This window comes from Mucilaginibacter sp., from assembly GCF_028288185.1.
Lineage (GTDB): Bacteria > Bacteroidota > Bacteroidia > Sphingobacteriales > Sphingobacteriaceae > Mucilaginibacter.
The window spans coordinates 1-26,466 of record NZ_JAQBOF010000040.1; the positions used below are offsets into that span (position 1 = coordinate 1).

The 26,466-nt window shown below is 41.5% G+C and carries 22 protein-coding genes; 7 read left to right on the plus strand and 15 right to left on the minus strand.

Translation table 11 applies throughout. From position 1 onward, the window contains the following. The 6 genes from JWQ34_RS17795 to folP all read right to left on the minus strand — a co-directional run. Positions 1-1,203 (minus strand): DUF6377 domain-containing protein (locus JWQ34_RS17795; protein WP_299359594.1); only part of this gene is annotated, 1,203 nt, incomplete at its 3' end. 366 nt (positions 1,204-1,569) lie between these two features. Next, on the minus strand, positions 1,570-2,778 hold the full coding sequence (locus tag JWQ34_RS17800) for a formylglycine-generating enzyme family protein (protein WP_299359597.1): 1,209 nt from the start codon (positions 2,776-2,778) through the stop codon (positions 1,570-1,572). After that, entirely contained in the window at positions 2,727-4,433 is a 1,707-nt protein-coding gene (locus JWQ34_RS17805) for an arylsulfatase (protein ID WP_299359599.1), read from the minus strand. Before JWQ34_RS17805 ends, JWQ34_RS17800 begins: the two co-directional genes overlap by 52 nt. A gap of 54 nt (positions 4,434-4,487) precedes the next feature. After that, the gene (locus JWQ34_RS17810) at positions 4,488-5,978 is read right to left on the minus strand and encodes a sulfatase (RefSeq protein ID WP_299359602.1); all 1,491 of its coding nucleotides are present in this window, start codon (positions 5,976-5,978) and stop codon (positions 4,488-4,490) included. Continuing rightward, positions 5,951-7,342 (minus strand): sulfatase-like hydrolase/transferase, encoded by a 1,392-nt coding sequence (locus JWQ34_RS17815; protein WP_299359604.1) that lies wholly within the window; start codon positions 7,340-7,342, stop codon positions 5,951-5,953. The genes JWQ34_RS17810 and JWQ34_RS17815 overlap by 28 nt, the downstream gene beginning before the upstream one ends. Before the next feature lie 405 nt (positions 7,343-7,747). Continuing rightward, a complete protein-coding gene (folP, locus tag JWQ34_RS17820; protein WP_299360181.1) occupies positions 7,748-8,602 on the minus strand; it encodes a dihydropteroate synthase in 855 nt (284 codons plus the stop codon). A 158-nt stretch (positions 8,603-8,760) separates the two neighbouring features. Here folP and JWQ34_RS17825 point away from each other — a divergent pair, with 158 nt between their 5' ends. From JWQ34_RS17825 to JWQ34_RS17840, 4 genes are read left to right on the plus strand one after another with little or no spacing between them, the layout of a single operon-like run. Next, complete coding sequence (locus JWQ34_RS17825; protein WP_299360182.1) at positions 8,761-9,303, plus strand: DUF1599 domain-containing protein; 543 nt, start codon at positions 8,761-8,763, stop codon at positions 9,301-9,303. Continuing rightward, on the plus strand, positions 9,300-10,451 hold the full coding sequence (locus JWQ34_RS17830) for a BT_3928 family protein (RefSeq protein WP_299359606.1): 1,152 nt from the start codon (positions 9,300-9,302) through the stop codon (positions 10,449-10,451). Before JWQ34_RS17825 ends, JWQ34_RS17830 begins: the two co-directional genes overlap by 4 nt. Next, complete coding sequence (locus JWQ34_RS17835; protein ID WP_299359608.1) at positions 10,448-11,506, plus strand: ABC transporter permease; 1,059 nt, start codon at positions 10,448-10,450, stop codon at positions 11,504-11,506. Before JWQ34_RS17830 ends, JWQ34_RS17835 begins: the two co-directional genes overlap by 4 nt. Beyond that, complete coding sequence (locus JWQ34_RS17840; protein ID WP_299359611.1) at positions 11,503-12,000, plus strand: shikimate kinase; 498 nt, start codon at positions 11,503-11,505, stop codon at positions 11,998-12,000. The genes JWQ34_RS17835 and JWQ34_RS17840 overlap by 4 nt, the downstream gene beginning before the upstream one ends. Before the next feature lie 3 nt (positions 12,001-12,003). On the opposite strand, the gene JWQ34_RS17845 is transcribed toward JWQ34_RS17840, so the two are convergent. Both JWQ34_RS17845 and JWQ34_RS17850 read right to left on the minus strand, forming a co-directional pair. After that, positions 12,004-12,372 carry a response regulator gene (locus JWQ34_RS17845; protein WP_299359614.1) on the minus strand — a complete coding sequence of 123 codons (369 nt, stop codon included), beginning with the start codon at positions 12,370-12,372 and terminating at the stop codon, positions 12,004-12,006. A gap of 243 nt (positions 12,373-12,615) precedes the next feature. Beyond that, positions 12,616-14,238: a hypothetical protein gene (locus JWQ34_RS17850; RefSeq protein ID WP_299359616.1), complete on the minus strand. Its 1,623-nt coding sequence runs from the start codon at positions 14,236-14,238 to the stop codon at positions 12,616-12,618. Between the two features lie 213 nt (positions 14,239-14,451). On the opposite strand from JWQ34_RS17850, the gene JWQ34_RS17855 reads away from it, so the two are divergent. Further along, on the plus strand, positions 14,452-15,036 hold the full coding sequence (locus tag JWQ34_RS17855; RefSeq protein WP_299359618.1) for a hypothetical protein: 585 nt from the start codon (positions 14,452-14,454) through the stop codon (positions 15,034-15,036). On the opposite strand, the gene JWQ34_RS17860 is transcribed toward JWQ34_RS17855, so the two are convergent. From JWQ34_RS17860 to rsfS, 7 genes are all read right to left on the minus strand, one after another. Continuing rightward, positions 15,026-15,376 (minus strand): DUF2304 domain-containing protein, encoded by a 351-nt coding sequence (locus JWQ34_RS17860; RefSeq protein WP_299359619.1) that lies wholly within the window; start codon positions 15,374-15,376, stop codon positions 15,026-15,028. The two genes, JWQ34_RS17855 and JWQ34_RS17860, sit on opposite strands and share 11 nt — an antisense overlap. A 2-nt stretch (positions 15,377-15,378) precedes the next feature. After that, complete coding sequence (locus JWQ34_RS17865; RefSeq protein ID WP_299359621.1) at positions 15,379-16,089, minus strand: glycosyltransferase family 2 protein; 711 nt, start codon at positions 16,087-16,089, stop codon at positions 15,379-15,381. A 101-nt stretch (positions 16,090-16,190) separates the two neighbouring features. Then, a complete protein-coding gene (locus tag JWQ34_RS17870) occupies positions 16,191-18,689 on the minus strand; it encodes a DPP IV N-terminal domain-containing protein (RefSeq protein ID WP_299359622.1) in 2,499 nt (832 codons plus the stop codon). 184 nt (positions 18,690-18,873) lie between these two features. After that, positions 18,874-21,786: a hypothetical protein gene (locus JWQ34_RS17875; protein ID WP_299359623.1), complete on the minus strand. Its 2,913-nt coding sequence runs from the start codon at positions 21,784-21,786 to the stop codon at positions 18,874-18,876. A gap of 119 nt (positions 21,787-21,905) precedes the next feature. After that, positions 21,906-22,544, minus strand: a complete 639-nt coding sequence (locus JWQ34_RS17880) for a lactate utilization protein (protein WP_299359625.1) — start codon at positions 22,542-22,544, stop codon at positions 21,906-21,908. A gap of 99 nt (positions 22,545-22,643) precedes the next feature. Next, positions 22,644-24,755: an ATP-dependent zinc metalloprotease FtsH gene (ftsH, locus tag JWQ34_RS17885; protein WP_299359626.1), complete on the minus strand. Its 2,112-nt coding sequence runs from the start codon at positions 24,753-24,755 to the stop codon at positions 22,644-22,646. A gap of 52 nt (positions 24,756-24,807) precedes the next feature. After that, positions 24,808-25,182 (minus strand): ribosome silencing factor, encoded by a 375-nt coding sequence (rsfS, locus tag JWQ34_RS17890; protein ID WP_299359627.1) that lies wholly within the window; start codon positions 25,180-25,182, stop codon positions 24,808-24,810. A 55-nt stretch (positions 25,183-25,237) separates the two neighbouring features. Between rsfS and JWQ34_RS17895 the strand changes: the two genes are divergently transcribed. Both JWQ34_RS17895 and JWQ34_RS17900 read left to right on the plus strand, forming a co-directional pair. Beyond that, positions 25,238-26,011, plus strand: a complete 774-nt coding sequence (locus JWQ34_RS17895; protein ID WP_299359631.1) for a biotin--[acetyl-CoA-carboxylase] ligase — start codon at positions 25,238-25,240, stop codon at positions 26,009-26,011. 2 nt (positions 26,012-26,013) lie between these two features. After that, positions 26,014-26,466 carry a protein-disulfide reductase DsbD N-terminal domain-containing protein gene (locus tag JWQ34_RS17900; RefSeq protein ID WP_299359634.1) on the plus strand — a complete coding sequence of 151 codons (453 nt, stop codon included), beginning with the start codon at positions 26,014-26,016 and terminating at the stop codon, positions 26,464-26,466.

Genomic DNA, 26,466 nt, shown 5'->3' on the forward strand with positions numbered 1-26,466 from the left:
ATCAATGTATTCAGAAATAAGATTAAAGTAATAGCCAATATATTCTTCTTTTATTGTATTTGCTTCGTTTAATTCGATAATGGTATTTTGCAGATTATGGTTTGTTTCTAAAATTATTTTATCAGCAGTTCTTAACTTTTGCAGTTGCTTGTAAATAATAACCGCAAACACTATTACCACACATATCAATACCGTTAACAATGATGCAAAGAAAAACAATGCGCGTTTTTGTTCCATTTCATTATTTATCCTGTCGCTGGCAATAACGGGTAATATGGCACTTACCTGCAATTTCCGCTGCCTGGCACCGTAAAATATAGCATCGTCCATAGCTTGTTTAATGTATACATAGGCATTTTTCACATCGCCGTTTTTATACAATAATTGGGCTAAAGTCGTCATTGCTGCAGCTTCCTTTGTAGACGACCGTACATCAGCCATAGCAGCGGTAATTAATAGCTCAATGGCCTTATCAGGTGTATTTTTCCGTATGTAGATATCACTTAAAGTTGAGGCAGTAACTGCAAACTCGTGGTCTGTTAAACGGTAATGGTCAATAAGCATTTTTAACTCATCAACAGCCTTACTTGTATTGCCGGTTTTTAAATATTTTAATCCGTTATAATAAATATATTCAAAAGAGTTTCTGTTACACAATGCAGCTGCCGAATCAATATATTTTCCTGCATTGTCATTATAGATGAGCGTGAAATAGTTATCCTTATCAAAATCCGCCAGGTCATAGTACGTTCGGGCGGTCAAAAAATAATATTCCTTTTTAGCTTCATTATCCAGTAATTTAACATTAACAGTTTTTAACGAGTCGAATGTTTCTTTAAACATGCCTGATGAAAGCAGGATAAATCCAAGCTTGATTCTGCTGAAGGCAATTTTTACCGGGTCATTTAATAAACGACCTGTTTGCTGTAGTTTTTGCGCATAGCTAAATGCCTGTGCATAATTAAAGCTTTTATATTCATGATAAAGTTTTAAATAAATAGCATATTTTAAGTTCAGATCTCCGTTGCTTGCTGCATATAAACTATTTTGCAACTTTTCAATTCCTTTCAGCTTTTCATCATCATACGATTTTTTTTTATCCAATGTAGAATTGAGCTTTGATAAAAGGGTATCATAGCTTTTATTTGAAAACGCAGTATGAAACAATAATAAAAATGGAATTATGGCTAATATCCGTTTCATGATAGCGTGTAATTGTAAGCTCTTTTATAGTTGGTTAAGATTGCAGGCTATGCCTGGACAACGTTTTTTAAAAGTATAAAAAAATATTGAAGCACTTATATATTTTTCCGAGTTGGCCGTGAAAAACGCCGACATAGATCCACAAGTGATGTTTTAAATAACCAGGAAATAGAGATCAGGCAGTGTTGTGAAAAAAATAAGCTGAACAAGCTTAAAATATTTACTGATAATGGCGTCAGTGGCCTGGATTCTAACCAATTTCAGAAATGGTTAAATGGGCTATTAAATATAATACACAATGATCAGGATCTGACGAGCATCTGTTATAATTAATATTTGGCAACCGAATTATAAAACAAATAATGTTTAATCTTGCACGCACCTAAAGCCCAAATGCTCCATGCCGCTATCCTCGGTGCTTTTCATCCTGCGGGCAACGCGGTAGCCTGAGCAATAGCTGTCATTACACAAGAAAGAACCGCCACGGATAACCCGCTTTTTTGCATAGGGCTCGTCCGGATCATAGCTTGTAGCTGGTCCTTGTGGGTTGGTAACTCCCTGCGGTTTGTTTATGGTTTCATAGTATTTGTTGTTGTAATAATCGGCACACCACTCCCAAACATTACCGGCCATATCATATAAGCCATAGCCGTTAGGTTTAAATGAGGCTACCGGTGCAGCAAAAAAGAATTTATCCTTCAACGTGTTTTTATTTGGGAAATCGCCTTGCCAGGTATTGGCTTTGGGTGTTCCGGCATCCACCGCCTCATCACCCCATGGATATATTTTATTGTTCAAACCTCCGCGAGCGGCCCATTCCCATTCGGCTTCAGTTGGTAAACGCTTGCCGGCCCATTTGCAATAAGCTACGGCATCAAACCAGGATATGTGTACTACCGGATAATTCTCTTTACCTTTAATATTACTTTCCGGCCCATGCGGGTGTTTCCAGCTGGCTCCGTTTTTCCAGGTCCACCATTGGCTGTAATCATTTAAGTTTACCGGGCGGGCGGGTTGGTTAAATACCAATGAGGCGGCAACCAATAATTTATCATCAGGCTTGGGCGTGCCTGGGGGTACTTGTTTTTTAAGTTCTTCCCAATCCGGTTTCTTTTCGGCAGTGGTAACGTAGCCAGTTGCTTTTACAAACTTGTCAAATTGCGCGTTGGTTACTTCGGTAGCATCTATCCAAAACCCGTTTACGGTTACTTTATGTTTGGGATATTCATCAGGGCTGGCTTGTTTATTATCGCCGCCCATGCCAAATGTGCCGCCTTTTATCCAAACCATTCCTTTATGTGATTTATCAATGGCCGTCTTACTTCCTGCCGGACCTGATAACCCCGGAAACCTGGCAGGGATATTAGACTCGCAACAAACCGCGGACTTAGTTGCCGCAACCGGCTTTTTAACAACGACAACTGTGTTGGGTTTTTGTTTACAGGCGGTAAAGCCAATTGCCAATATAATTGCCGAAAATATTAAATACGAGTGTTGTTTAAAAACCATATTGCAATAGTTGCTTATTTTTTTCTTTGACCGGGTTTTGGCAATACCATGTGGGTATGCGCCCATTGCTGCCAAAGGCTGTCTAAATGTTTTACCTTATCGGGATGTTGATCTTTAAGATCATTTGTTTCGCTTCTGTCCTCGGCCAGGTTAAATAAATGCCAGTTATGGTCACTTGTCGATACCAACTTCCAATCACCAACTCGTGCATAGCGTGCCTGGAAATGCTCATTAAATATTTCTTCGTGCCCTGCAATGGCTTTTCCTTCAAACGAAGATACTAAACTAATACCCGGTGTTGGCGGTATAGGATGGCCTTTGTATGTTTTTGGATAAGTTGCTCCTGCCAGCTCTGTAAACGTTGTCATAAAATCCATTACGTGGCCTACCTGCTTGTTAAAGCTGCCTTTTGGCGCGGTTATACCCTTTGGCCAAAACGCTATCATAGGGGTATGCAAACCGCCCTCGTACGACTCTGCTTTCCATAACCTGTAAGGCGTATTGGCCACATTGGCCCAACGCTGCCCAATTGATGAATAAACTAATTCTGTACCCGGAATATTATCTTTCTTTAACGAATAGCTGATCTTTCTTCCATCGCGGGTTTCGTCAGGCCGGTCAAAACCGGGACCGTAGCCTGCCGCGCTCTCCGCGCTGGCACCATTGTCTGATAAGAAAACAATCAGCGTATTATCCAGTTGCCCGGTTTGTTTTAAAGCGTTAATAATACGACCAATTCCCTGGTCCATACAATCTATCATGGCGGCGTGGATAGCCATCAATTGTGCATCATAATCCTTATCGGGATTATTCTCCCACTTCAGATCGCCGTTCCAGCGTGGCGAAAGTTTGGTGGTTTTAGGGTCGATCAACCCTAACTTTATCATTTTTTGATAGCGTGCTTCACGGATAGCATCCCAGCCGCCTTTGTACACGTCTTTATATTTAGCAATGTCCTGCGGTTTAGCCATTAACGGCCAATGCGGCGCATTCTCTGCTACGTATAAAAAGAAAGGCTGTTTGGTTTTGGAAAAACCCTTAATATAAGCTACCGCAGTATCGTTTATCGCATCGGTATGATAATAGTTTTTAGGTACCGAGGTAATTGGTTTAGTGCCGCTAACCAAACTAAACGGATCAAAAAAATCAACCACACCCCAAATAGTGCCAAAGTATTTCTCGAACCCACGGCTAGTTGGATACTGGCTGATGGGTGAAAATTCGGGGTACACTTTATGATGATCCAGCCAGGCTAGTTGTTCTTTTGCATCAGGCTGACCGTTGGTGTTTGACACATGCCACTTGCCCGACATAGCGGTATGATAGCCAGCCGTTTTCAATACCTCGGCCAGCGTAACCGCGTTTTCGGTGATATGGCCCAGGTAGCCGGGCTCATCCTCGGCATCCGTCATTTTACCAATACCAGCCTGATGATTGTATAAGCCCGTAAGCAACGATGCACGCGTTGGGCAGCAGCGCGATGTATTATAAAAATTAGTATAACGGATTCCGTTCTGTGCCAAGTAGTTAATATTGGGCGTATTGATCTCACCGCCATAGCAACCCACATCACTAAAACCCAGGTCATCAGCCAGGATCACAATAATGTTGGGGCGTTTGGGTTGTTGCTGAACGGGCTTTGGTTTATTAGTCCAGGCAATTAAGCAGGCTACGGCAATACCAACAATCGGCAGTAATAAATAGCGTTTGTTATGTTTCATGGCAATAGGTTATAAAGCGCCTAAATTATTATTTATTTACGGTTTCTGTATTTATTAATCCACCGCGCCGGTTTTAGGCTGACGGCTGAACGCTTTCATTTCGGTTGCTATACCTTCGTCATTTTGTTGTTTCATAAACTCGGTCAGTTTAGCTTTTAACTTAGCTTTGGTCGGGGCATACTTAGGGTCATCGGCCAGGTTCTTCAAATCAAAAGGATCATTTACCACGTCATACAATTCTTCCTCGGGGCGCACCTGGTAATAATTAGAACGAGCCGCGTTGGCCTCCTGCCACTCTTTAAAAAACGGCATCCTAACTACCGTGTTCTTAAACTTTTCGGTAAAATTTAAATTGTGGATATACAAAAACTGCTTGCTCCTTGCCGACCGGATAGCATAAGCATCACTACCTTGAATAATGCCGCGCGTGGTTTCCTCGGCAAAAACATAATCGCGCACATGTGTTTGCTGCCCTAATAATACCTTTTTAAAGCTGACACCGTCAAACCCCATGTTACCGTTTCCGTCTTTTGACCCGGTGTTTATTTTAGTGGGATCGCCGCCTGCAATATCTATCAGTGTAGGTGTAATGTCAATATACTCCAGCATGGCCGGGTTGCGGGTACCCGGCTGGATCCTTCCGGGCCATTTGGCTATAAAGCCTGAATGCAGGCCCTGATCATACAAAGTCCATTTGGAGAAAGGGAACGAGTTGCCCTGTTCTGTAGCGAACATGATGATGGTATTGTTTTCCTGGCCGGTGCGTTTAACAATGTCTAAACAAACGCCTATCAAACTATCCAAATAGGTTATCTCGGCAAAGTATTTTGCCATGCGCCTGCGGGTAAGTTTGGTATCAACCATGTTGGGGCCCAGTTTTACTTTTTCCGGATCATAGGCCGATTGGTTACCGCGGGTATAAGGCTCATGCGGCTGATTGCTGGTAAACATTAAATAGAAAGGTTTGTCGGTTGATTTTTTTACCCACTCGTCAGCCTTGCTCAAATCAATATCTATACCAGAGCCGTTGTCTTCATCGCGGCCGCCCAAAAAGTCAAACGGGTATGATTCGTCTGGGGCGTAATGCCTTTTACCTATAATAGCCGCGTTATAACCCAGTTGTTTTAAATATACCGGCAATGTTTTTATGCCCTTATAGATCATGGTATGGTTAGGATACGCGCCGTTGCGTACCGGGCCTAATCCGGTTAAAAGCGATTGCCGGGTTGGCGAGCATACGGGTACCATATTAAACATATTATCCAGACAAACACCTTCGCGGGCCAGGCGGTCCATATTAGGGGTATGCACCTGGGTGCTGCCAAAGGGGCCAATATCGGTCATGGTCAGATCATCAGCCATGATAAATACGATGTTAGGACGCTTATCCTTTTGTTTTATAGGTTTGGCAGGCGATGGCTTTAATGCCAGTAAAGCGCCTGCACCTAAAAGTACTGTCGAGATCATTACGCCTTTTATAACGTGTCGTTTGTTAAATATCATCATCATCATAACATTTATTTTAAACGTGGCATGGTTAACCACCAGGCCATTAGTTTTTCTTTTAATTGGGCTACCTTTTGAGGCTCGTTAGCTGCCTCGTTGGTTGTTTCTTTTCTGTCTTTAAGGATGTTGTATAGCTGTATATCGCTGCCATCATTATTCATTAACAGCTTCCACTCGCCTGATCTGACAGCTAAATTAGGGCTTTTATCTATCGGCCTTGGATAAGCAAAGCCGGTAGCATTGCGGCCATACTCCCAAAACAGATCTTTGCCTCTTAACGATGGTTTGCCTAGTAATGCCGCGCCCCGGTCCATGCCATCGCCTTTATAACCTACAGGTAAACTGACGCCTGCAAATTTGGTAAGAGTTGGTAGTAGATCGGTCGAGCTTAGTTCAGAAGTTTCATCAATCGTTCCGGCCGGTACGTGGCCCGGCCACTGTATAATAAATGGCATACGCGTACCACCTTCATATAACGATAGTTTAGACCCTCTTAATCCCATAGCCCGGCTTCCCCTAAAACTTGGCAGCGGACCATTATCGCTGGTAAAAATTACGATGGTGTTTTTATCAAGCCCCATAGTTTTCAAGCCATCCAATAGGCGGCCTATTTGCACATCGTATTCTTTTAATACCAATTTAAAGGCGGCCTCTTCTTCGGGGTTCATAGGATATTTGCCGGTGTATTCGGTTTCTTTTCGTGGCACCCAGGGCGTATGCACATCATCGGGCCAAAAATTTACAAAACAAGGCTGGCCCTTATGCTTTTGCATAAAAGCTAAAGTTTTATCAACAAAGTATTTAGTGCGATCCCATCTTTTAATGCTGTCTTTGTCAGACCAGATCCAGTTGGTAGCGGTAAGCAGAGGATCAGGGTCGGGGCTCTCATAGGTGCTGTTATGCTCATCAATGCCATAGTTTTCAAATCCCGGCGCATTTTTTACATCGCGGCCACCACCCATGTGCCACTTGCCGAAATGCCCGGTTGCATACCCCGCGTTTTTAAATATGCGCGCGATTGATGGTGCGGACGGATCAAGGAAATCGGCCTGCTCGGCATTTTTATTGTGTTGCCGGTTATCTAAATAAGTAGAGAAGTTCCAACGTGCCGGGTTCATGCCGGTTAACATGCCCACACGCGATGGTGAGCATATTGGCGCGGCGCTATAGTACTGCGTAAACTTGCGCCCGTTTTGGGCAATGCGATCTATATTGGGTGTAGGTACAAAGTTGCCGCCGAAACAAGCGACATCGCTAAAACCCATATCATCCGTTAAAATAATAATAATATTGGGGCGATCTGCTGCTACTTTCTTTGGCACAGGCTTGTTTGTCCAGGATATTAACCCGGTTGCTGTTAGGGCCGCAACCAACATTAATTTATACACACTTTGCTTTTTCATTTTATAAAGTTGATCTATTTTTTAGTGCAGCCTTTATTGTCATCAAGTTTTTACAACTATTGAAGGCATGTTTTACTATTAATTGGGCGCTATTTATGATATCTGTGAAGATACGGTGTTTGTATATAAATGATGGTGGCGCTATTTTGTCAGCACCTGTTTTTTGCAGTACGAGTTTAAGATTTAGGCTAAAAAAGTTGTTTCATCTGTTTTATTTTTAGCTGTTTCACACCCCTAAAGCCGAACAAAATACAAGAGATTGATTATCAATAAATAAACTAACTAGTACACGTAAAGTTACTGACGTTTAGGTTGTTTCATTTTGTTTCATCTCGTTTTTACAAAAGGCTATTTATCAATTAGTTAACTCAAAACTTGTTTTACTATTTCGTGAAACAAGCACAATCAGGTATTCACAACCTCCCAGATCTTCACAACCTCAACAGCTTCTTTAACATCATGTACCCTCAATATATTAGCGCCCTTAGTAAGGGCGATGGTGTTTAAAACCGTAGTGCCATTTAAAGCATCGGCAGCAGTACCGCCCAGTAAACTATAGATCATTTTTTTGCGTGATACACCTGCCAGTATAGGTAAGCCTAACCGGTTAAACTCATCCAACCTGTTTAATAACGCATAACCATGTACCGGCTTTTTGGCAAACCCAAAACCGGGATCAATAATTACATCATTTATCCCTAATTGTTTAAGCTGGTTATAGTAGTCAACAAAATAGTCGAGCACCTCATTAAACACATCCTCATAATTGGCAAGGCTATTCATGGTTTTAGGGTTGCCTTTCATGTGCATCAGTATGTAAGGCGCGTTTAAACGGGCCATAGTAGTAAACATATCCGCATCTAATTGCCCGCCTGATATATCATTAATAATATGTGCCCCCGCTTTTATAGCCGCCTCGGCAACTTGCGCGCGAAAGGTATCGATTGATAAAATAGCACCAGGGAGCTTAGTAACAATAGCCTCAACAACTGGCAACAGCCGGTCCATTTCTTCCTGTACAGAAATATCGTCAGCGCCGGGGCGCGATGAATAAGCGCCCAGATCAAGAAACGTAGCGCCATCGGCCAGCATTTTTTCGGCTTGCTGTAAGGCATCTGCTATAGAGGGTTGACGGCTATCGGCATAAAAAGAATCGGGCGTAAGGTTAATTATGCCCATTACTTTTGGTGTGGATAAATCTATGAGTTTACCCGCTACGTTTAGCGTAGTCTTTTTATGAAAAAATGTATCTTTAGCCACTGGTTGTAATAGCAATTTCAAGTTTAAACGTTGTAAAGTTAGCTTATATCTTTAAACTTTTGATTTGACTAATACAACCCCTTTCCCATGACGCAAGCAAGGCCGAAGGCCGGAGGTCTTTAGGGTTATATTATTATTCATATAACTGTAAAAAGAATATCTTGAACAATACATCAGCCGAATACGAAGCCGTAATTAATATCTGCAAAGGCCTTTTCATGAAAAAAACGCATGATTATGGTACCGCCTGGCGCATATTGCGTTTAGAGTCTATAACCGACCAAATATTTATTAAAGCGCAGCGGATACGTACGCTCGAAGAAAAACAGATCTCAAAAGTAGGTGAGGATATTACCGGCGAATATATTGGCATAGTTAACTATTGCGTTATTGCCATGATGCAGCTGGAGTGTACCGCCGAAACCCCGGTTGAGCTTGCACCCGACCATGTGGGCCGCTTATTTGACGACAAGGTTAAAGAAACAAAAGAGCTGATGTTTGCCAAAAACCATGACTACGGCGAAGCCTGGCGCGATATGCGCATAAGCTCATTAACTGATCTGATATTAATGAAGCTGTTGCGGGTTAAACAAATTGAAGACAATAAGGGCCTTACCCTTGCATCCGAAGGAATAAAGGCTAACTATCAGGATATTTTAAATTACTCGGTATTTGCGTTGATCAAATTGGGCGTACAATGAAGAATGGATTATTGTGGTTCTGCCGGATCGCTGTAGGCTTGCTGTTTATCTTCTCAGGCCTGATCAAAGCTAATGATCCGCTGGGCTTCTCCTATAAATTAGAAGAATACTTCGAGGTTTTCCATATAACCTTTTTAAACGAGTTGGCGCTTTGCTTTGCCATTTTGCTTTGCGCTATGGAAATGATATTGGGTTTTGCTTTGCTTATAGGCGTTCGTGCTAAAAAGGTAGCCTGGGGCTTATTGCTGATTATTATCTTCTTTGCCTTTTTAACATTCTACTCGGCGTTTTTTAAAGTGGTGCAAACCTGTGGCTGCTTTGGCGATGCTATTCCGTTAACACCATGGCAATCATTCAGTAAAGATTTGGTATTGCTGCTGTTGATTATAGTAATATTTAAAAACAAAGAAAACATAAAGCCAATATTTGGCCCTAAAACCGGCGAACGTTTATTTATTATTTCTATAGTGCTATCGGTAGGTTTTGGGTTTTATACATATAGCTTTTTACCTATAGTTGATTTTTTGCCGTATAAAGTTGGCGCTAATATCCCGGACGAAATGAAAACCCCGCCGGGTGCCGTGCCAGATGAGTTTGAGTCGACTTACAACTTAAAAAATAAAAAGACAGGCGAAACCCGGTCAATGACTGATAAAGAATACCTTAAAACCGGTATCTGGAAAGACAATAACTGGGAGATACAAGGTACCCCGGAAAGCAAACTGATTAAAAAAGGTTTTGAGCCTAAAATACGCGACCTTTCTATACAAGATGCACAACGTAATGATTATACAACAGAATTGCTCGGCAATCCGTTTTACAGCCTTTGGATAGTAGCGTATGATCTAAAGAAAACCGATGGCGCGGCTATAAACCGTTTAAACGCATTGGCCGCTAATTTAACGGCAAGTTTTAATATGCGTACCATATTGCTTACGTCGGCTTCGCCGGCAGACGCGGCGGCTTTTGCAAAGCAATACCATTTAATAAGCGAGATATTTTATGCTGACGGTGTTCCGCTAAAATCAATGGTGCGGTCAAACCCCGGTATCATCTTACTTAAAAACGGCACTATTATTAATAAATGGCATTACCATACCGTGCCTGATTACGACCATTTGGTAAAAGAATACTTGCAGAAACAATGATCAACTACCTCATTCGTAAATTTTTTTATGGCTCGGCAGTAATGCTGGGTATTGTGGTAGTGGTTTTTTTTCTGTTCAATATTTTACCTGTTGACCCTGCCCGTATGACGCAAGGCCAGCGTGCTGATGTGCAGTCGCTGCAAACCATACGCAAAGAGTTTGGGCTGGATAAACCCATACCTGTTCAGTTTGCTTATTATATGAATGATCTATCGGCTATAGGTATTCATTTAAATACGCCTGTAGAACGGTTACGCTATCACTATATCCCGCTGTTTGCTATATCATCAGCCAAGGTAGTTGCCTTAAAATGGCCCTATTTAAGGCGATCTTATCAAACCAGCAAAGATGTTGTTTCGCTTTTGTTGGAAGTGGTACCTAACACCTTGATATTGGCTACAACGGCTATGCTGTTTGCTATTGTTATTGGTGTGTTTTTAGGTATTATAAGTGCTATACATAAAGATACCTGGATAGACCGCTCGGCACTAGCATTTTCAACTTTGGGTATCTCGGCACCCTCCTTTTTTGCAGGAATCATCATTGCCTGGATATTTGGGTTTGTGTTGAGTAAGTATACGGGCCTTAATATGTCCGGCAGTTTATATAGCTATGATCCGTTTAAAGGCGAGGTAATAACCTGGAAGAATTTAATATTACCCATGGTTACCCTGGGGTTTAGGCCGCTTGCTATTATTGTGCAGCTTACCCGCAATGCCATGCTGGATGTTTTGGGCCAGGATTATATCCGCACCGCTAAAGCTAAAGGATTAAATAATAACACGATCATATATCGCCACGCATTAAAGAACGCGCTTAACCCGGTTATAACTGCTATTGCTACCTGGTTTGCATCTTTGCTGGCGGGCTCTTTTTTTGTGGAGTATGTGTTTGGTTACAATGGGTTGGGCAAAACAACGGTTAACGCGTTGGAAATGTCGGACTTCCCGGTAGTGATGGGCTCTATTTTATTTATCGCTTTTATTTTTGTGGTGATAAATATTTTGGTTGATGTTGTTTATGTTTGGATAGACCCAAGAGTAAAATTACAATGAAGCTATTTTTTATAGGATTTATGGGCTGCGGCAAAACCACCTGGAGCCGCAAGCTGGCTAACCACCTGGGCTACGAGTTTATAGATCTTGACCATATACTGGAGGCCAAGGTGGGCATGACCATTGCCGAATATTTTGAAGCGCATGGACAAGATGCTTTCCGGCAATTGGAGTCGTCTATATTAAAAGAAACCGACTACCCCGAGAGTGTCGTAGTATCAACAGGTGGCGGGCTGCCCTGCTTTTTTGATAATATGGAGTGGATGAATGCTAACGGGCAAACCTTGTATATAAAACTATCGCCTAAAACTTTGGCCGAACGACTAGATAAAGGCAAAACGACACGCCCCTTAATTCAAGGTTTGCATGGGGATGCATTGGTAGCATTTATTGCTGTTAAACTAGCTGAGCGTGAAGAGTTTTATGAGCAGGCAACCCATATTGTAAATGGGATAGATATGTCTGTAGAAATATTAGCTGAAGTAGTTAAGTAATATTTAGGCGGCCTCTACGCTCATAAGGGCGGTTGATAACTCAACACGTCTTACAGGTTTAACCAAATAGGCAATGGGCTCTGTACGCATGGCATCGCAAACAATTACGGTATCTGTAATTGATGATTGATAGATAACCGGAATATTTAAATACTTTTTAATATAAGCACCCAGGTCAATCCCACTTTTTTGGCCGCTCAGCATAATATCGGTTATAACAATATCGATATCTTTGCCTTCTAACTGCAATACAGCATCTTCATACGACTCTGAAACACCAACCACTGCATGCCCCAGCTTAACAACCAACTGCTTAAGCGCAGCCGCTATTATTGGCGAGTCTTCTACAATAAAAATGTTTAGTTTAAACATGCTAATACTGCTAAAATTTACTTAGTGTGAGACGCGATAATGCTGAATAAGGTTATAAAACGCTTACGCTGCTTAACTATTATGTAAAACTAAGGCATTAAAAAGATTTTGATCCATTTTGCATGTGGACAAATAATGGACAAATAAATAGAGCGGCAGGTTGTAAAACACAAAGGACAGCATGTTGTGTTTAGCCATAAAATGAAAAAACAAAGGTGGACATCTAATAAAACGCAGGCCTTTTTATATAGACCCTACAATGTTTTCTATATTTTCGTCCTTGTTAAGTTCCATTTTTTTACGCAGGCGTTGCTTGGATTTTTTTATCCCTTCAATCGTTATCCCCAGCATATTAGCCATTTCATAATTGCTAAGCTGCAACTTAATAAGCGATAGTATGCGTGCATCGGTAGTAGTAAGATTTGGGAACTTTTGTTTCAGGGTAGTGAAGAAACCGGTATGCACCTTTGCAAATAACTTTTTAAAACTGTCCCAATTTTCATCGGTCATTATATGGGCCTTTACCAGGTTTTCCAGGTTCTCCATATCTGATGCGGCAATATGTTGCAATTGCAGATGTTCGATCTCGGCCCTAAATTCTTCTATTATCTCGTTTTTTTGTTTAAGATTATCCGTAAAATAAAGTAACTCCAATTCAGCGTTTTTCAATTCCTCATTAAGCAATTGTTTTTCTGATACTAAAAGATCTTTTCGTTTCCTTTCTTTAATGTATAGCAAAACAGCAATGGCCACCAATAAAATAAATACTACAATAAAAGCATTGCGCTCAAGGGTTTGAAATTTGGCTTTTGCATTAAGACTGGTTATTTGCTTGTCTTTTTGCGCGGTTTCATATTTTAGCTGTAGCTCGCTTATTTGTTTTACATTATCAAGTACCTTTAATGAGTCGCGCATGCTACGCATGCGGGTATAATATGTTAAGGCATTCTTATAATCTTTGGTAGCGATATAACAATCATATATATGCCCGTGTATTTCCATTACCCGATATGGTTCTTTCAAATCGCCTGCTATTTGTAACGCCTTATTTAATAATTCAATACCTTTTGCAGTATGCCCCTGGAAATAATTAGCCTGGCCAAGCCATGAATATGCGTATGTTAAAGAGCGCTGCTGATTGTATTTAGTAGCCAACTCAACCCCCTTGTTACCATAATAATAAGCTTTCTCAAAATCGCGCTGATCTTTATAGTACTGGCAAATATTATCGTAAAAGCGTATGCGCAACCGTTCGTACTTAGGGCTCGACTCGGCTATTTTTAAAGCAGCCAGGTTAAGGTCAATGCTTTTATCAGTACCAGGCTGATGATTATTTAGGCTAACTCCGCGTGTAAACATGGCCTTTAGGCCCAAATAAGCAATGATGTGCGCGGTATCCTTATCAGCAATTGACATATTTAACCCATTATCAGCGGCCTTAAAAGCCATAGGGTAATTATTTGTTTCTTTATGCAGATTAGCTATAGTGCCCTGTATTTGAATTTTGGCCGGGCGCACATTATATTTTTCAGCATCAGCCAGGCATTTCATGCTTAGCTGCATGGCTTCTTTATGATTTGCAGCCTGCCAATAATAGTTGGCTTCAAATAGCTCGGCATATACCAGCGCTGTATTATCGCCGGTTTGTTTTTGTAGTTGATAAAGCCTTTTTGCAACTATTTGTAAAGAGTCATTATTAATAGTTTCAACGCGCTTGCCGGTAGTTATCAGTTTTTTAATTTCGGCGGCGGTTTTACTTGTCGATTGCTTATTAATTAACGGAGAATTGGTGTTGTTACAAGCTTGGAAGGAAATTATGAGGCATATACCTATAAAAAAGCAACGCTTTTGAGTCTGTTTACACATCAGGAAATAAAGCGAATGGTTAATGCTTGTGTAACAAATATACTAATGGTTAACAACATTTTCATTACAGGCTACAGTAATTTTTAGTGACAAAACAGACTCCTGTAAAAAGGAGCTTTTTGCGTTTCAAAAGGGGGAGAAAAATGCCTATAATTGAAGCTGCAATTTGTAGCTGATAGAAAAATAGTATCCCGTATGATAAAGCATATTTTAATGAGAATAAAAGGGTCTTTAGAGATCTGGTTTAACTTTTATGTCTTAAAAAAACGAAAGCTAACCATAGGCTCATCAAAAATTAAACTGGCAAAAGAATGGATACTGTCTGAATATGATGCTCTGGATGCCAGCAAAGCATCAGACTGGCAACGCCTGTTTGGCGATAACCGCCTAACCAATATACTGGCCGAACATGTTTGGGAGCACATACCTGACGAAGAGACTTTCTTATCCAACCAAAACTGTTATGATTACTTGCAAAAAGGCGGCACATTAAGAATTGCGGTGCCCGATGGTAATAATCCAGATAAAGAATACATAGAATGGGTGCGTGTTGGCGGTACCGGCGTTGGTGCCGATGACCATAAAATACTGTACACCTATGATGTAATGAAAAGCCGCCTGGAGAAAGCTGGCTTTAGGGTTGAGTTATTAGAATATTGGGACGAAAACGGAAAATTTAACTATACCGATTGGACACTCGATAGTGGTATGATTCACCGCTCACGTAGATATGACCCACGTAACCAAGCCGGTAAATTAGGCTATACGTCTTTGATTGTGGACGCGGTTAAGGATTAACTTTTTCGTTATATACCTTCGCCTTCAACAACGCTATATCCTGCGCCATTTGTTTGTTTTGTTTATGCAGTTTTGATGCTACTACGCTTAGGTGCAGTAAATAAACCAATATGGCAAAAATGCAGGCGGTAAATACCAGGTTAGGGGCTTCGTAAACCCCAAAGAGTTTTGACATCACCTCAAGTCCACCTCGCCAAAAAGAAAATATAACCAGTATGAATGTGCATACGCACCATACTATGGCATACTCCTCACGCAGTTTGCTTTTAATGATCAGCCTTGAAATATAAAGCAGGAACAGTAAGCTGGTAATAATAGTAATGATCTGTATGCGGGCCATAGTTATTGGGGTTTACGTATTGCGGAAAATAGCATAGCGATGGTAACTTTTATACAATAATACAAAGAAGCAAAATTTCTGATAGATGATTGACCACTCAATCGGTTGGCCATAACAACCGGAGTTTCTTTTATACTTAAACCGGCTTTTGAGAAATATACCAGTGATTCAGGTTCAGGGTATTCGTCCGGGTAATCAATCGCTGCCAGTTCAATCGCTTTTTTATCAAATAAACGGAAACCCGACGTGCTGTCAAAAATATGCATCCCGGTAAATGCCTTATTTAGCCAATGGAAATATCCTATCCCCAGTCGGCGAGTAGATGATGATTGAAAACCCTCCTTCTCAATAAACCTCGAGCCAATAACCAGGTTAGCACCGGTAGCTTCATAACAGGTTATTAATTTTAATAATTCTTTAGGCGGATGCTGTCCATCTCCATCCATTTGTACGGCAAGGTCGAAGTTATATTGCAATGCATACAGCAATCCGCTTTGCACGGCGCCACCTATGCCCAGGTTAATGGGTAGATCTATCACTTTTACTTTATGTTGTTTTGCAACAGCAAGTGTGTTGTCGGTTGAGCAATCATTAACTACAATCACGGTTATATCATATCCCGGAATAATCACCCCATCCAATTCTGCCAACAATGCCGGCAACGATGCCTGCTCATTATAACAGGGTATGATGATGAGTAATTTGTTCGGCATCCGGCAGGTAATAAAAATATGTCGTAGTAAAATTAATAAATTTTGTAACGGAGGCACAAGGAGACGCAATGCTTTGCGTCTCCTTGTGCCTCGGGTTTGATTTATCTTTTCTTTCCGTTCATTTCAACCTCTCGGGTCATTTCTAAAATATCTACAGGTTGCGAATAATCGCCTAGTAAATGCTGTACAAAATAATCAGCCTTGCGCCAAAAAAAGTATTCGGACATATCGCCGTAGGCATGGCGCTGGCCCGGTAGTAATACATACTCAAAACGCTTGTTGGCTTTTATCAGCGCGTTAATTACACGGATACTGTTAGCCGGGTTTACGTTGTTATCAATATCACCAGTTGATAGCATCAAGTTACCTTTAAGGTTTTTGGCGATGTCCGGGTTTTTATCAATGGTGTATTGGAATGTGGTATCACCTTTGGCGGTAATTACTTCTTTTATACCATTGTGCTTTTCGCTCCACCAGCTGTTATATACCGCGTTATCGTGGTTGCCCGATTCGGACACGGCCACTTTATAAAAATCAGGATATACAAACATCGCAGCAGCACTCATAAAGCCACCACCAGAGTGGCCGGTAATACCAACTTTGGTAATATCAATAAAGTTAAAACGGTCTGCTAATTGCTCAACTGCTGCTTTCTTGTCGGCCAGGCCATAATCGCGCAGGTTGCCATAGCCGAAGTTATGGTACCATTTAGAGCGCTCCGGACTGCCACCGCGGTTACCCACGCTCACTACAATAAAGCCCAGTTGCGCCAGGCGGTCAACATAGTTCATGCTGGCTGCGCTTACGCTAAAGCCGGAGTTTACCGCTTCTGTTTGGGGGCCCGGATAAACGTATTCTATGATAGGGTATTTCTTAGTCGCATCAAAATCATAGGGCTTGTACATTACCCCGTACAAATCGGTAATACCATCATCAGCCTTAATTTTAAATGGCTCAGGAAACTTGTAACCTGTCGCCATTAATCTTGATAAGTCGGCAGTTTCAAGGTCCATTATTTTATAACCTGCATTATCATACAAAGCCGATTTTGGCCCTGCGTTTACTCTTGAATAGTTATCTACAAAATAACTTGGCCCATCATTTATATTGCTGGTATGGTTAAAGTTGCCCGGGTTTAGCAGTTTAAGGCCGCTACCATCCAGGTTAACACGATAAAGGTGCACATAGTAGGGGCTTTCGCCCGGCTCGCGCCCAGATGCCGTAAAGTACAACACGCGGTTCTTCTCGTCTATCCGCACAATATCATCACAGTGGAAAGACCCAGAAGTAATGCGGTTCTTCATTTTACCGGCATCATCATATAAATAAAAATGTGCCCAGCCATCTCGTTCGCTCCATTCAATTAGTTCTTTGCCGCCGTTTATAAGGCCGGGGGTTGATATCTCTACATAAGTATTCATCCGTTCATCAGCCTGTATGTTTACTTTGCCCGTGTGTATATCTACGTTGCAGATGTCCAGCTTCTTCAAGTCGCGGCCAATGCGGTAGAAATAGAATTTATCCGCCGTACCCAGCCATACGCTGGGCTTAAACTCATCGTCACGATTTTTGGCTAAGGCAGGGGCCTGCCATGCACCTATCGATTGATCCTTAAATAAAGCGACATTTAATTTCTTAAACGTCTTAGTGCTAAAATCAAATAGCAACATTTCGCTGGTTGAGGTTTCTTTCTCGCCAGGCATAAGGTATTTGTAGGTTTGCAGGGTTGGGCGTGGTTCGGCAATGCTATTTATTACCCAAAGGTCTTTAACTTTGCGTTGGTCGTTACGCTCCATCACAAAATATTTCGAGTCGGGCGACCATAACACACCAGCCGGGCGCCTTTTTTTGTTGGCTCCTTTATCTGTAATTGACTCATCATCGCCACGGCCGCTGCCGTAGGCATAAAACTCAATGCCGTCTTTAGTTAACTGATGATCTACAATGGTGGTATCAGTCTCGTCCTTTACTGCTTTTTTGTAGTTGTCTTTATCCATCCAATACAGGTTAAAGTTTTTAGAGAACACAATTGCCGAACTATCAGGTGCTATAGATGCCCAGATAGGCTTTGGTTTAACTTTATTAAAATCCTTCAACTCGGCCAGCTTATTGTTCTGCAGATCATAAGTAAAATAAAAGGTTTTCTTCTCCAGCGAGTCGGCAGCCTTTTTATCCTTGCGGTCTTTTTTCACCACATCAATAGTGCTCTTCAGTTCAAACTGTATCGATTTCTCGTTATTAGTGAACTTTAAATTCTCTATAGGCAGGTGTTGGGCATCAAAAGGGTCCTTTACAATCAGCGTTATTTCGGCAGCCAACCTGTCATTATCAAACATTTTTGTTTTTTTCCTCGTAGCGGGATCAACGATGTACCAGCTTTTTATCTCGCTGGTTTCATACACATACCAAAACCGATTGGTCAATTTTAACCAATGCGGATCTACCACCTGCGAGAAAACCATTTTACGCAATTTATCGGCGTTAAATTTAGAAGCCAGTTGGTAATTGCCTTTAGCGGGCGCGGGTGCTGCAACAGGCGCTTGCGCTTTAACTTGCAGCAATAATAATAGGAACAGAACGGATAAGTAAATTTTCTTCATGCGAATTGGATAAGCGTTTTTTTAAGAGATCAGTTCAGCCAAATAAATTGGCTGCCTAAAAGTATAAAAAGATGCGCTAAACAAAAAGCAGCCATAGCTAAGCTATCGTAACATTTATATAGCAATTGCTTAAAAGACTCGCAAGTGATTTAAAACGCGACCTTATCAAAAAAACCAACAACCATTACATCCCAATCCCCGGCCCCGGCTGTATAGTTAATGATTGCAGGTTGCTTTTAAGCGCCTGGCTTTTGGCCGCTTGCCCGTTTTTATTATAATAACTAATTAACCAAGGGTATGCCTTAAATAGGTAAGGATTGTACTTTATAGCAGTTTCATAGCTGGCTGCCGCTAATGCCGGATCAGTAGTTTCTTGTATTTTGCCTTGCGTGTACGCATATTCACTTGAATATGCGTTATCTCCATTTACCGGGAATCCTTTTAGTGTTTCGGCAGCTTTTGCGGTGTTGCCGGTCGCGGCCAGTAAACGGATGTTCCGTAATCCGTTGTCGCTACCACGGCCATTTCTTCCGCCGCCAAAACCCATATTAGGCGTTGCCGGCACCTGGTATTTAGCAACCGAATCTTTTTGGCCCAGTTCATTATAAAATTCAGCAATTTGCAGGTCGAACCCGGCACGACCATTACCACTGGCTTTTAAAATGCGTTGAGCCTGTTGCAGGGTGACAATCGCTTTATCGTATTGTTTGTTTGCTGCCAGTGCATCGGCGTATAGGGCCCTGTATTCAAAGTTCTGCGGCTTTTGCTCTACAAGGTGTTGCAGTATAGCAATCGGCTCGGCATAGCCTAATTCTGATTTAAGCGAGGCCACAAAAGCGGCAGCGTCATCGCGCTGATCCCTTAAATAAGTAGAAACGGTGGCACCATTTTTTACATATTCCTCGGCGGCTACAATTGCATTGGCAATTTGCCCGTTGCGGCGATACATTTCGCGTAGTTGTGCATTGATCGCGGCCAGTTCCTGATAATCATCCTCTAACTTATAAGCTTTATTTAAAAACATTGCTTGCTGACTTACCGATGTAGGTTGATCTATTAGTTTGGCATTATAGCGAGCTAATACCAAATCGGCATGAGCTACATAAATAGGCGCATATTTAGGGTTTATAGCTTCGGCCTTGTCCAGCCATTGTGCCGAGGCGGTAAAATCTTTCTGTGCCGATTTTAGCCTGGAATAAGCCAGGTAAGTTGGCAGGTATTTGCTGTCATACATCAATGAGGTGTCCAAATAAGCCGATGTTCTGGTTGATGCGCCGCCTCTTCTTGTTCCACCAAGATTTAAATATACCTGCGCCCAGTTATCAGCCATCGCGCTTTTATCGCCTGCTAAATAAGCTCGTTGCTTTTTAACCAGCTTGTCAATAAACGCGTACATACCGGGATCTTTGGTTTTAAGATCGTTGGTTGTATTCATCGATTTAAAATCGAGCGGATGCACTTTTACCGGCTCAAAATAGGCCGGGTAAGTTTGCGCAAAATACTCCGACTCGTTATTCTGCGAGTAATAATCCAACGTTCTGTGCTCGGCCATAGCTTTATAATAATGGGCTCTAACCTGCCGGGCCTCCTCATCGGTTAATACGGCAGCGTGATAAAGATGAGTGTACTCATGCAGTATAACGTTGCGCTCTTCATAAGCGCCTCGCTCTACATATTCCATATCCGCGCAGCCGCTGCCTACGCCCCTTATATCCATCCACTGGCGGTTATCAAACGTGGTCATGTACCTAAAGCTGGGCGAATGCATAGTTATTGCCAGATCGATATGTAATGGCGACACCCGGAATGATTGCCTTTGTTTAGACAGGAATGGAAAGTAAACCACCGCGGCATACATTTGATTCCAAACCATAGCCTTTGCCAAATTGCCCGGATAATAAGATATGTCCGGAAAAACCTGCTCGAAGTTTTTCATGTCGGTGATCTTTACATTTTGCAGCACACGGGTTACCGAATCATAAATAGACAGGTAAGGGATACGTTTAGACTTAATCACCGCCGACAATCCATTATGGGCCGGGCCATAATGCTTTTTGAGCAGCAATATCTGGCTAAAAATATGCTCAGCCGAGTCTAACCTCAACTTTCGGTTCATATCAAAAGCACTGTAATAAAATGAGCCGCGATACATTAATGGCAGTACAGATGTTGGATATTTTTGCTGTACAGTACGGGTATAATAAATAGCTTCGTTTATTTTATTGGAGCTGAATAGCGCATCGGCTTTTTCAAGAGCGCCTCTTACTTCATCGTCATCTTTCTGCGCATAATCGGCATAAGTCAGATTTGTATGGCCGTTACCCCAATGCCAGTTGGTTGCAAAGTGCAGAGGATTAACAGCCAATGCTACTTCCCATTGTGCCGCCATGGCATTTAACTGCGTAGCATCAACCCTGCGCCAAATGGCATAACCGTAGCTAAAGCGCGCATCGGCATTATAAGGATCAATAGCCAATGATTTTTTCAGCGGAGCCTCTGCTTGCTCAGGGTGCTGATCCCAGAAATAAACATCAGCCTCTAATTGATACGCACCGGCGCTTGCAGCATTTTGTTTTTCTATCTTTTTGGCGATGGCAAGGCTTTCAGGATATCTTTTTTGTAAAAGCGTGGCCCGGCCCATTATCAATTCTGTTGCCTCGGAGTTGGGGTTAGTTTTTAATATTTTTTTACAAGTGATAATAGCTTCAGGGAGTTTCCAGGCTTGTATCTGCAAAGTGGCTTTAAGCTGTAAGGCTTTTATATTGTTGGGCTCGCTTTTTAGTACGTTGGTTACCAAATTCTCTGCATCAAAGTATTCATTGTGTAGTATCAAATAATCTGCTTTTAAAAGCTTGTAGGGCGGTGTAGGGCCTCCGGTATTTATTAATTGCAAGGCCTTGTCCCATACCCCAAGCTTTAGCATTTGGTCTATTTGCTTAATTTTAGCCGAGCCAGTAGTTGTAGGAGCATGCAAAAGCTGAGCTTGCATTTGTTTAAGATTTGCCAGGGCTAATGTGGCATTGTCAGGATCGGTAGTTTGAGCACTAGCGGTTTGTATAGCTATGATACAGCTTAAAATGAGAATCAGTTTTTTCATCGCACTTAAAAGTAGTGATTTTTTAAAGAATTAATTACATAGGCATCCTCCGGGTCTTTAGGAGACACTAGTAAATTATTGCAAAACCGTCAGTAGAGACAAATAGTAAATGAGATGGATTATCCCTCCAACAAAAACACAAACAACTCTTTAGGCCCGTGTGCACCTAAAACCAGTGTTTTCTCAATATCGGCTGTACGGCTTGGGCCGGTTACGTTTGATATCATGGATGGAATATTAGTGCCGTATTTTTTCTTTATCAATGCAAAGCCATCTTTCAGATCAGGAACTAATTGCGAGGTATAAGCCAGCACAATGTGCACACCGGGATAAATACTTAGCCTGCGGCCGGCTGCGCTGGCGTTTGATAGCATAATACTGCCATTACGTGCAATAAGCGCCTCGCAAAGGGTAAGGCCAACTTCGGCTTGCTCAAAGTCTTTGTCGGTTTCAAAGAAAGGGTATTCATATCGGGAAAGAATTTCTTGCAGCGTAGGTTCCCAGCAATATATTTTGCGCCAGTTGCGCTGCTCGGCTAGTTCTAATAAGGTTTCAATAAATTGTACTTCATCCTCACAAAAAGCAAACTGTCCCTGCACGGCCATAAATTCTTCGGCAAACATTAAATCCAAATTTTCGGGCGCGGGCGGATACAGTGGCGTGTTCTCCAGGTTAGGGTATGGGTTATCCCTTTTCTCCAGCAATGCCTGGCGTACCTTTTTTAGCAGCTTTTCTTTAGATGTGGTAATGTTTTTCATTGTTGGGTTTCGAGCTTTGCGTCAAAAATAGCATAAAATTAAAAAGTCCTTAGCGTTGAGTTAAAAAACTTTTAGCTAAGGACTTTCGGTTGTTGTAATTTATTCGCCCGAACTGGCTTCTTTTTCTTCTGGATTTCTTTCGAATGTTCCTGAGTGGTCCGCAACACCCTCGTGCGATAATGCTTGTGCTGCAGGCTCCTGGTTTGACTCAGGTACACCGTTTACAAACTCATCATAAGTAGTACGATGCTCGAATGGGCGCTTACCCAATATTTCTTCCAGATCAGACTGGAACAATATCTCTTTCTCCAACAACTTGTCAGCCAATTTAATTAAGCCTTCTTGTTTATCCAACAGCAGTTGCTTGGTACGTGCATAAACCGCGTTTATTTGGTTGCGCACTTCGTTATCAATTAGCTCTGATGTTTTCTCAGAGTATGGTTTGTTAAACTGGTATTCGCCCTGCGTATCATTAAATGATACGTTACCAACTTTTTCATTCATACCATAAATAGTAACCATGGCGTATGATAGTTTGGTTATGCGCTCCAAATCGTTTTGCGCACCGGTTGAGATCTTACCAAAAGTAATATCCTCGGCAACACGGCCACCCATGGTCATACACATACCATCTTCTAACTGCTCAATGGTATATAAAAACTGCTCTTTAGGCAGGTATTGCGCGTAACCCAACGCGGCAACGCCACGCGGAACGATAGATACCTTAACCAACGGATCAGCATGCTCCAAAAACCAGCCTGCAATAGCATGACCCGCTTCGTGGTAAGCCACAATGCGTTTTTCTTCGGGAGATATGATCTTGTTCTTTTTCTCTAATCCACCAATTACACGGTCGATAGCATCCTGGAAATCCTGCATATCAACAGCCTCTTTGTTTTTACGGGCGGCAATCAATGCGGCCTCATTACAAACGTTGGCTATTTCTGCACCGGCAAATCCCGGAGTTTGTGCCGATAGTTTTTTAGCGTCAACACCCTCAGCCAGCTTAACCGGTTTTAAGTGTACTTTAAATATTTGTTCGCGGCCAATCAAATCAGGTTTATCTATGGATACTTGTCTGTCAAAACGTCCCGGACGCAATAATGCCGAGTCCAGTACGTCAGGACGGTTAGTCGCTGCCAGTATAATAATACCGGAATCTGTACCGAAACCATCCATCTCTACCAATAACTGGTTCAATGTGTTTTCACGCTCATCATTACCGCCTACGATATTGTTTTTACCACGGGCGCGGCCAATGGCATCAATCTCATCAATAAAAATAATACATGGCGCTTTGTCTTTTGCCTGACGGAACAGATCACGTACGCGTGATGCACCCACACCCACAAACATCTCCACAAAATCAGATCCTGATAGTGAGAAGAAAGGCACTTGGGCCTCGCCTGCAACAGCTTTAGCCAATAAGGTTTTACCCGTACCCGGCGAACCTACCAATAAAGCGCCTTTAGGTATTTTACCACCCAGGTTAGTATATTTTTTAGGGTTTTTCAAGAAATCAACAATTTCCATAACCTCTTGCTTGGCTTCTTCCAAACCGGCAACATCATTAAAGGTTACAGATACCTGCGCTTCTTTATCAAACAAGGTAGCTTTTGATTTGCCGATATTAAATATCTGGCCGCCAGGGCCGCCACCTGCGCCACCACTCATGCGGCGCATAATAAACATTAGCACACCGGCAAATAAGATGATCATGATAACGCTTTGTACCAGGCCGTTTGATAAAAGGCTGTCATGCGGTACATATTTGACGCTTACCTTTTTTGCATCAGGCACATCCTTTTGCGCGTCATCAATAGATTTTTTTAAGCTTTCATATGATGCATCAGTAAAAGTAAACTGGGCTTCATTACCGGTAACACCAAAAGAATGCTGTGCTTTAACAACCTCGGCATATTGTGGTTTTTTTAAGCTGTCTTTTTTAATGTGTACTTCGGCAACTAAATAATCGCCGTTTTTATAGGCCTCAACATAATCAACATCACCCGGTTTAAGCATTTCTGTTTCAAACCGTCTAAAATCAATCAAAGTGCCGCCGTTACTGCCAGAAAAGTATGCTACACCAATAAATGTAGCTATAGCAACAGCATATAACCACATAAAATTAAATTTCGGGGGTTTAGGTGTTATCCTTTTATTAGGTATTTTACGTATCGGTTTTGGTTTATCCAATTTTTTATCTTCCATCTCTATTTAAAATCTCACTTACAACTAACACTTATAAGTTATTACTGCGTGATTAAGCGCTTTTATAACTTTTAATCTCGGCATCGCCCCATAGCTCCTCTACGCCATAATACTCGCGCTTATCTGTGCGAAAAACATGTATCACTACATTAATATAATCTAATAATATCCATTCGCCATATTCAAGGCCCTCTTTGCGCCAGGGGTCTTGTTTTAGCGCTTTGTATACTTCTTCCTCAATACTGTTAGCAATTGCTTTAACCTGTGTGGCCGAGTCTGCATGACATATCACAAAGTAGTCTGTCACCGAACTATGTAGATTACGAAGGTCTAACCTGACAATGTCGTTACCCTTTTTTTCCTGTATGCCATGTATGGCTAATTCAGAAATGTAAGCTGATTCATTTATCGCTTTATTTTTTACCATCAAAAAGAATTAGTTTTGAACTTTGAACGTTTTTGAGTTTAGCATTATTATAACATTGCAAAATAACATATTTTCAGGATTATTTGTTGGACAAAATTTACTGACATTAAAAGAAGTTGACTCTACCAACAATTTCCTTAAAAACATATTGTCAAATTCTAAGCCAGTACCAGAGGGAACGGTCATTATGGCAGAAACACAATTTGCCGGCCGGGGCCAGCAAAACAACCAATGGCACAGTGAGCCCGGTAAAAACCTTACTTTTAGCATATTATTAAAACCAACATTTTTGGCCGTTGCAGATCAGTTTGATCTTACACGCGCCGTAAGTTTGGGCGTTTATGATGCATTATGTCCGATATTGGGCGATCAGCTTAAAATAAAATGGCCTAATGATATTTATTATGGCGATAAAAAATTAGGGGGAATGTTAATTGAGAACTTATTGCAGGGCCAGCAAATAAAAAGTGCCATAATTGGTATAGGGCTCAATATTAACCAGGAAATTTTTCCGGATGGCGCAAGCAATGCTACTTCTGTAAAACAGATATTACAGAAGGATTACGATTTACGTTTTATATTAGCAGAGATTTGCAACAACATCGAGGCATATTACCTTAACTTAAAAGCGGGTAAAATAGATTTTGTAAGGAATACCTATTTAAACCGACTATATTGGTTTAAACAAAATAAACGTTTTAAGGCCGCCGGGACGGAGTTTAACGGTACAATTACCGGTGTAAAAGAAAATGGTTTATTGGTGGTAGATAGTAATAATAAAGAAACAACATACAACCTAAAAGAAATAGAATTTTTAAACAACAAATAGTTATGAAAAAATTATTGGCCATAGTTGCCGCAATAATTATTACTACCGGCGCATACGCGCAAATTGTGGCTCCGGTTAAATGGGCCTATGCTGCTAAAAAGACAAGCGCTACCGAAGTAACCGTTTTCTTAAAAGCATCAATAGCCGGCGGATGGCATATATACTCTATGAATGTTAAAGATGGCGGGCCTATTAAAACATCGTTCACTTTTGCTAAATCAAAAGATTACACATTGGTTGGCAAACCCAGCGAGCCCAAACCGAGAACCAAGTTTGAAAAAGCGTTTAATATGGACGTAAGCTATTTTGAGAACGAGGTTGTTTTTCAACAAAAAATTAAATTAAAATCGCCAAAGGTTACGGCTATTAAAGGCCAATTGGAGTACATGACCTGTAATGACATGAAATGCCTGCCGCCTGATGATGTGAGTTTCTCTATCCCGTTAGGTAAATAA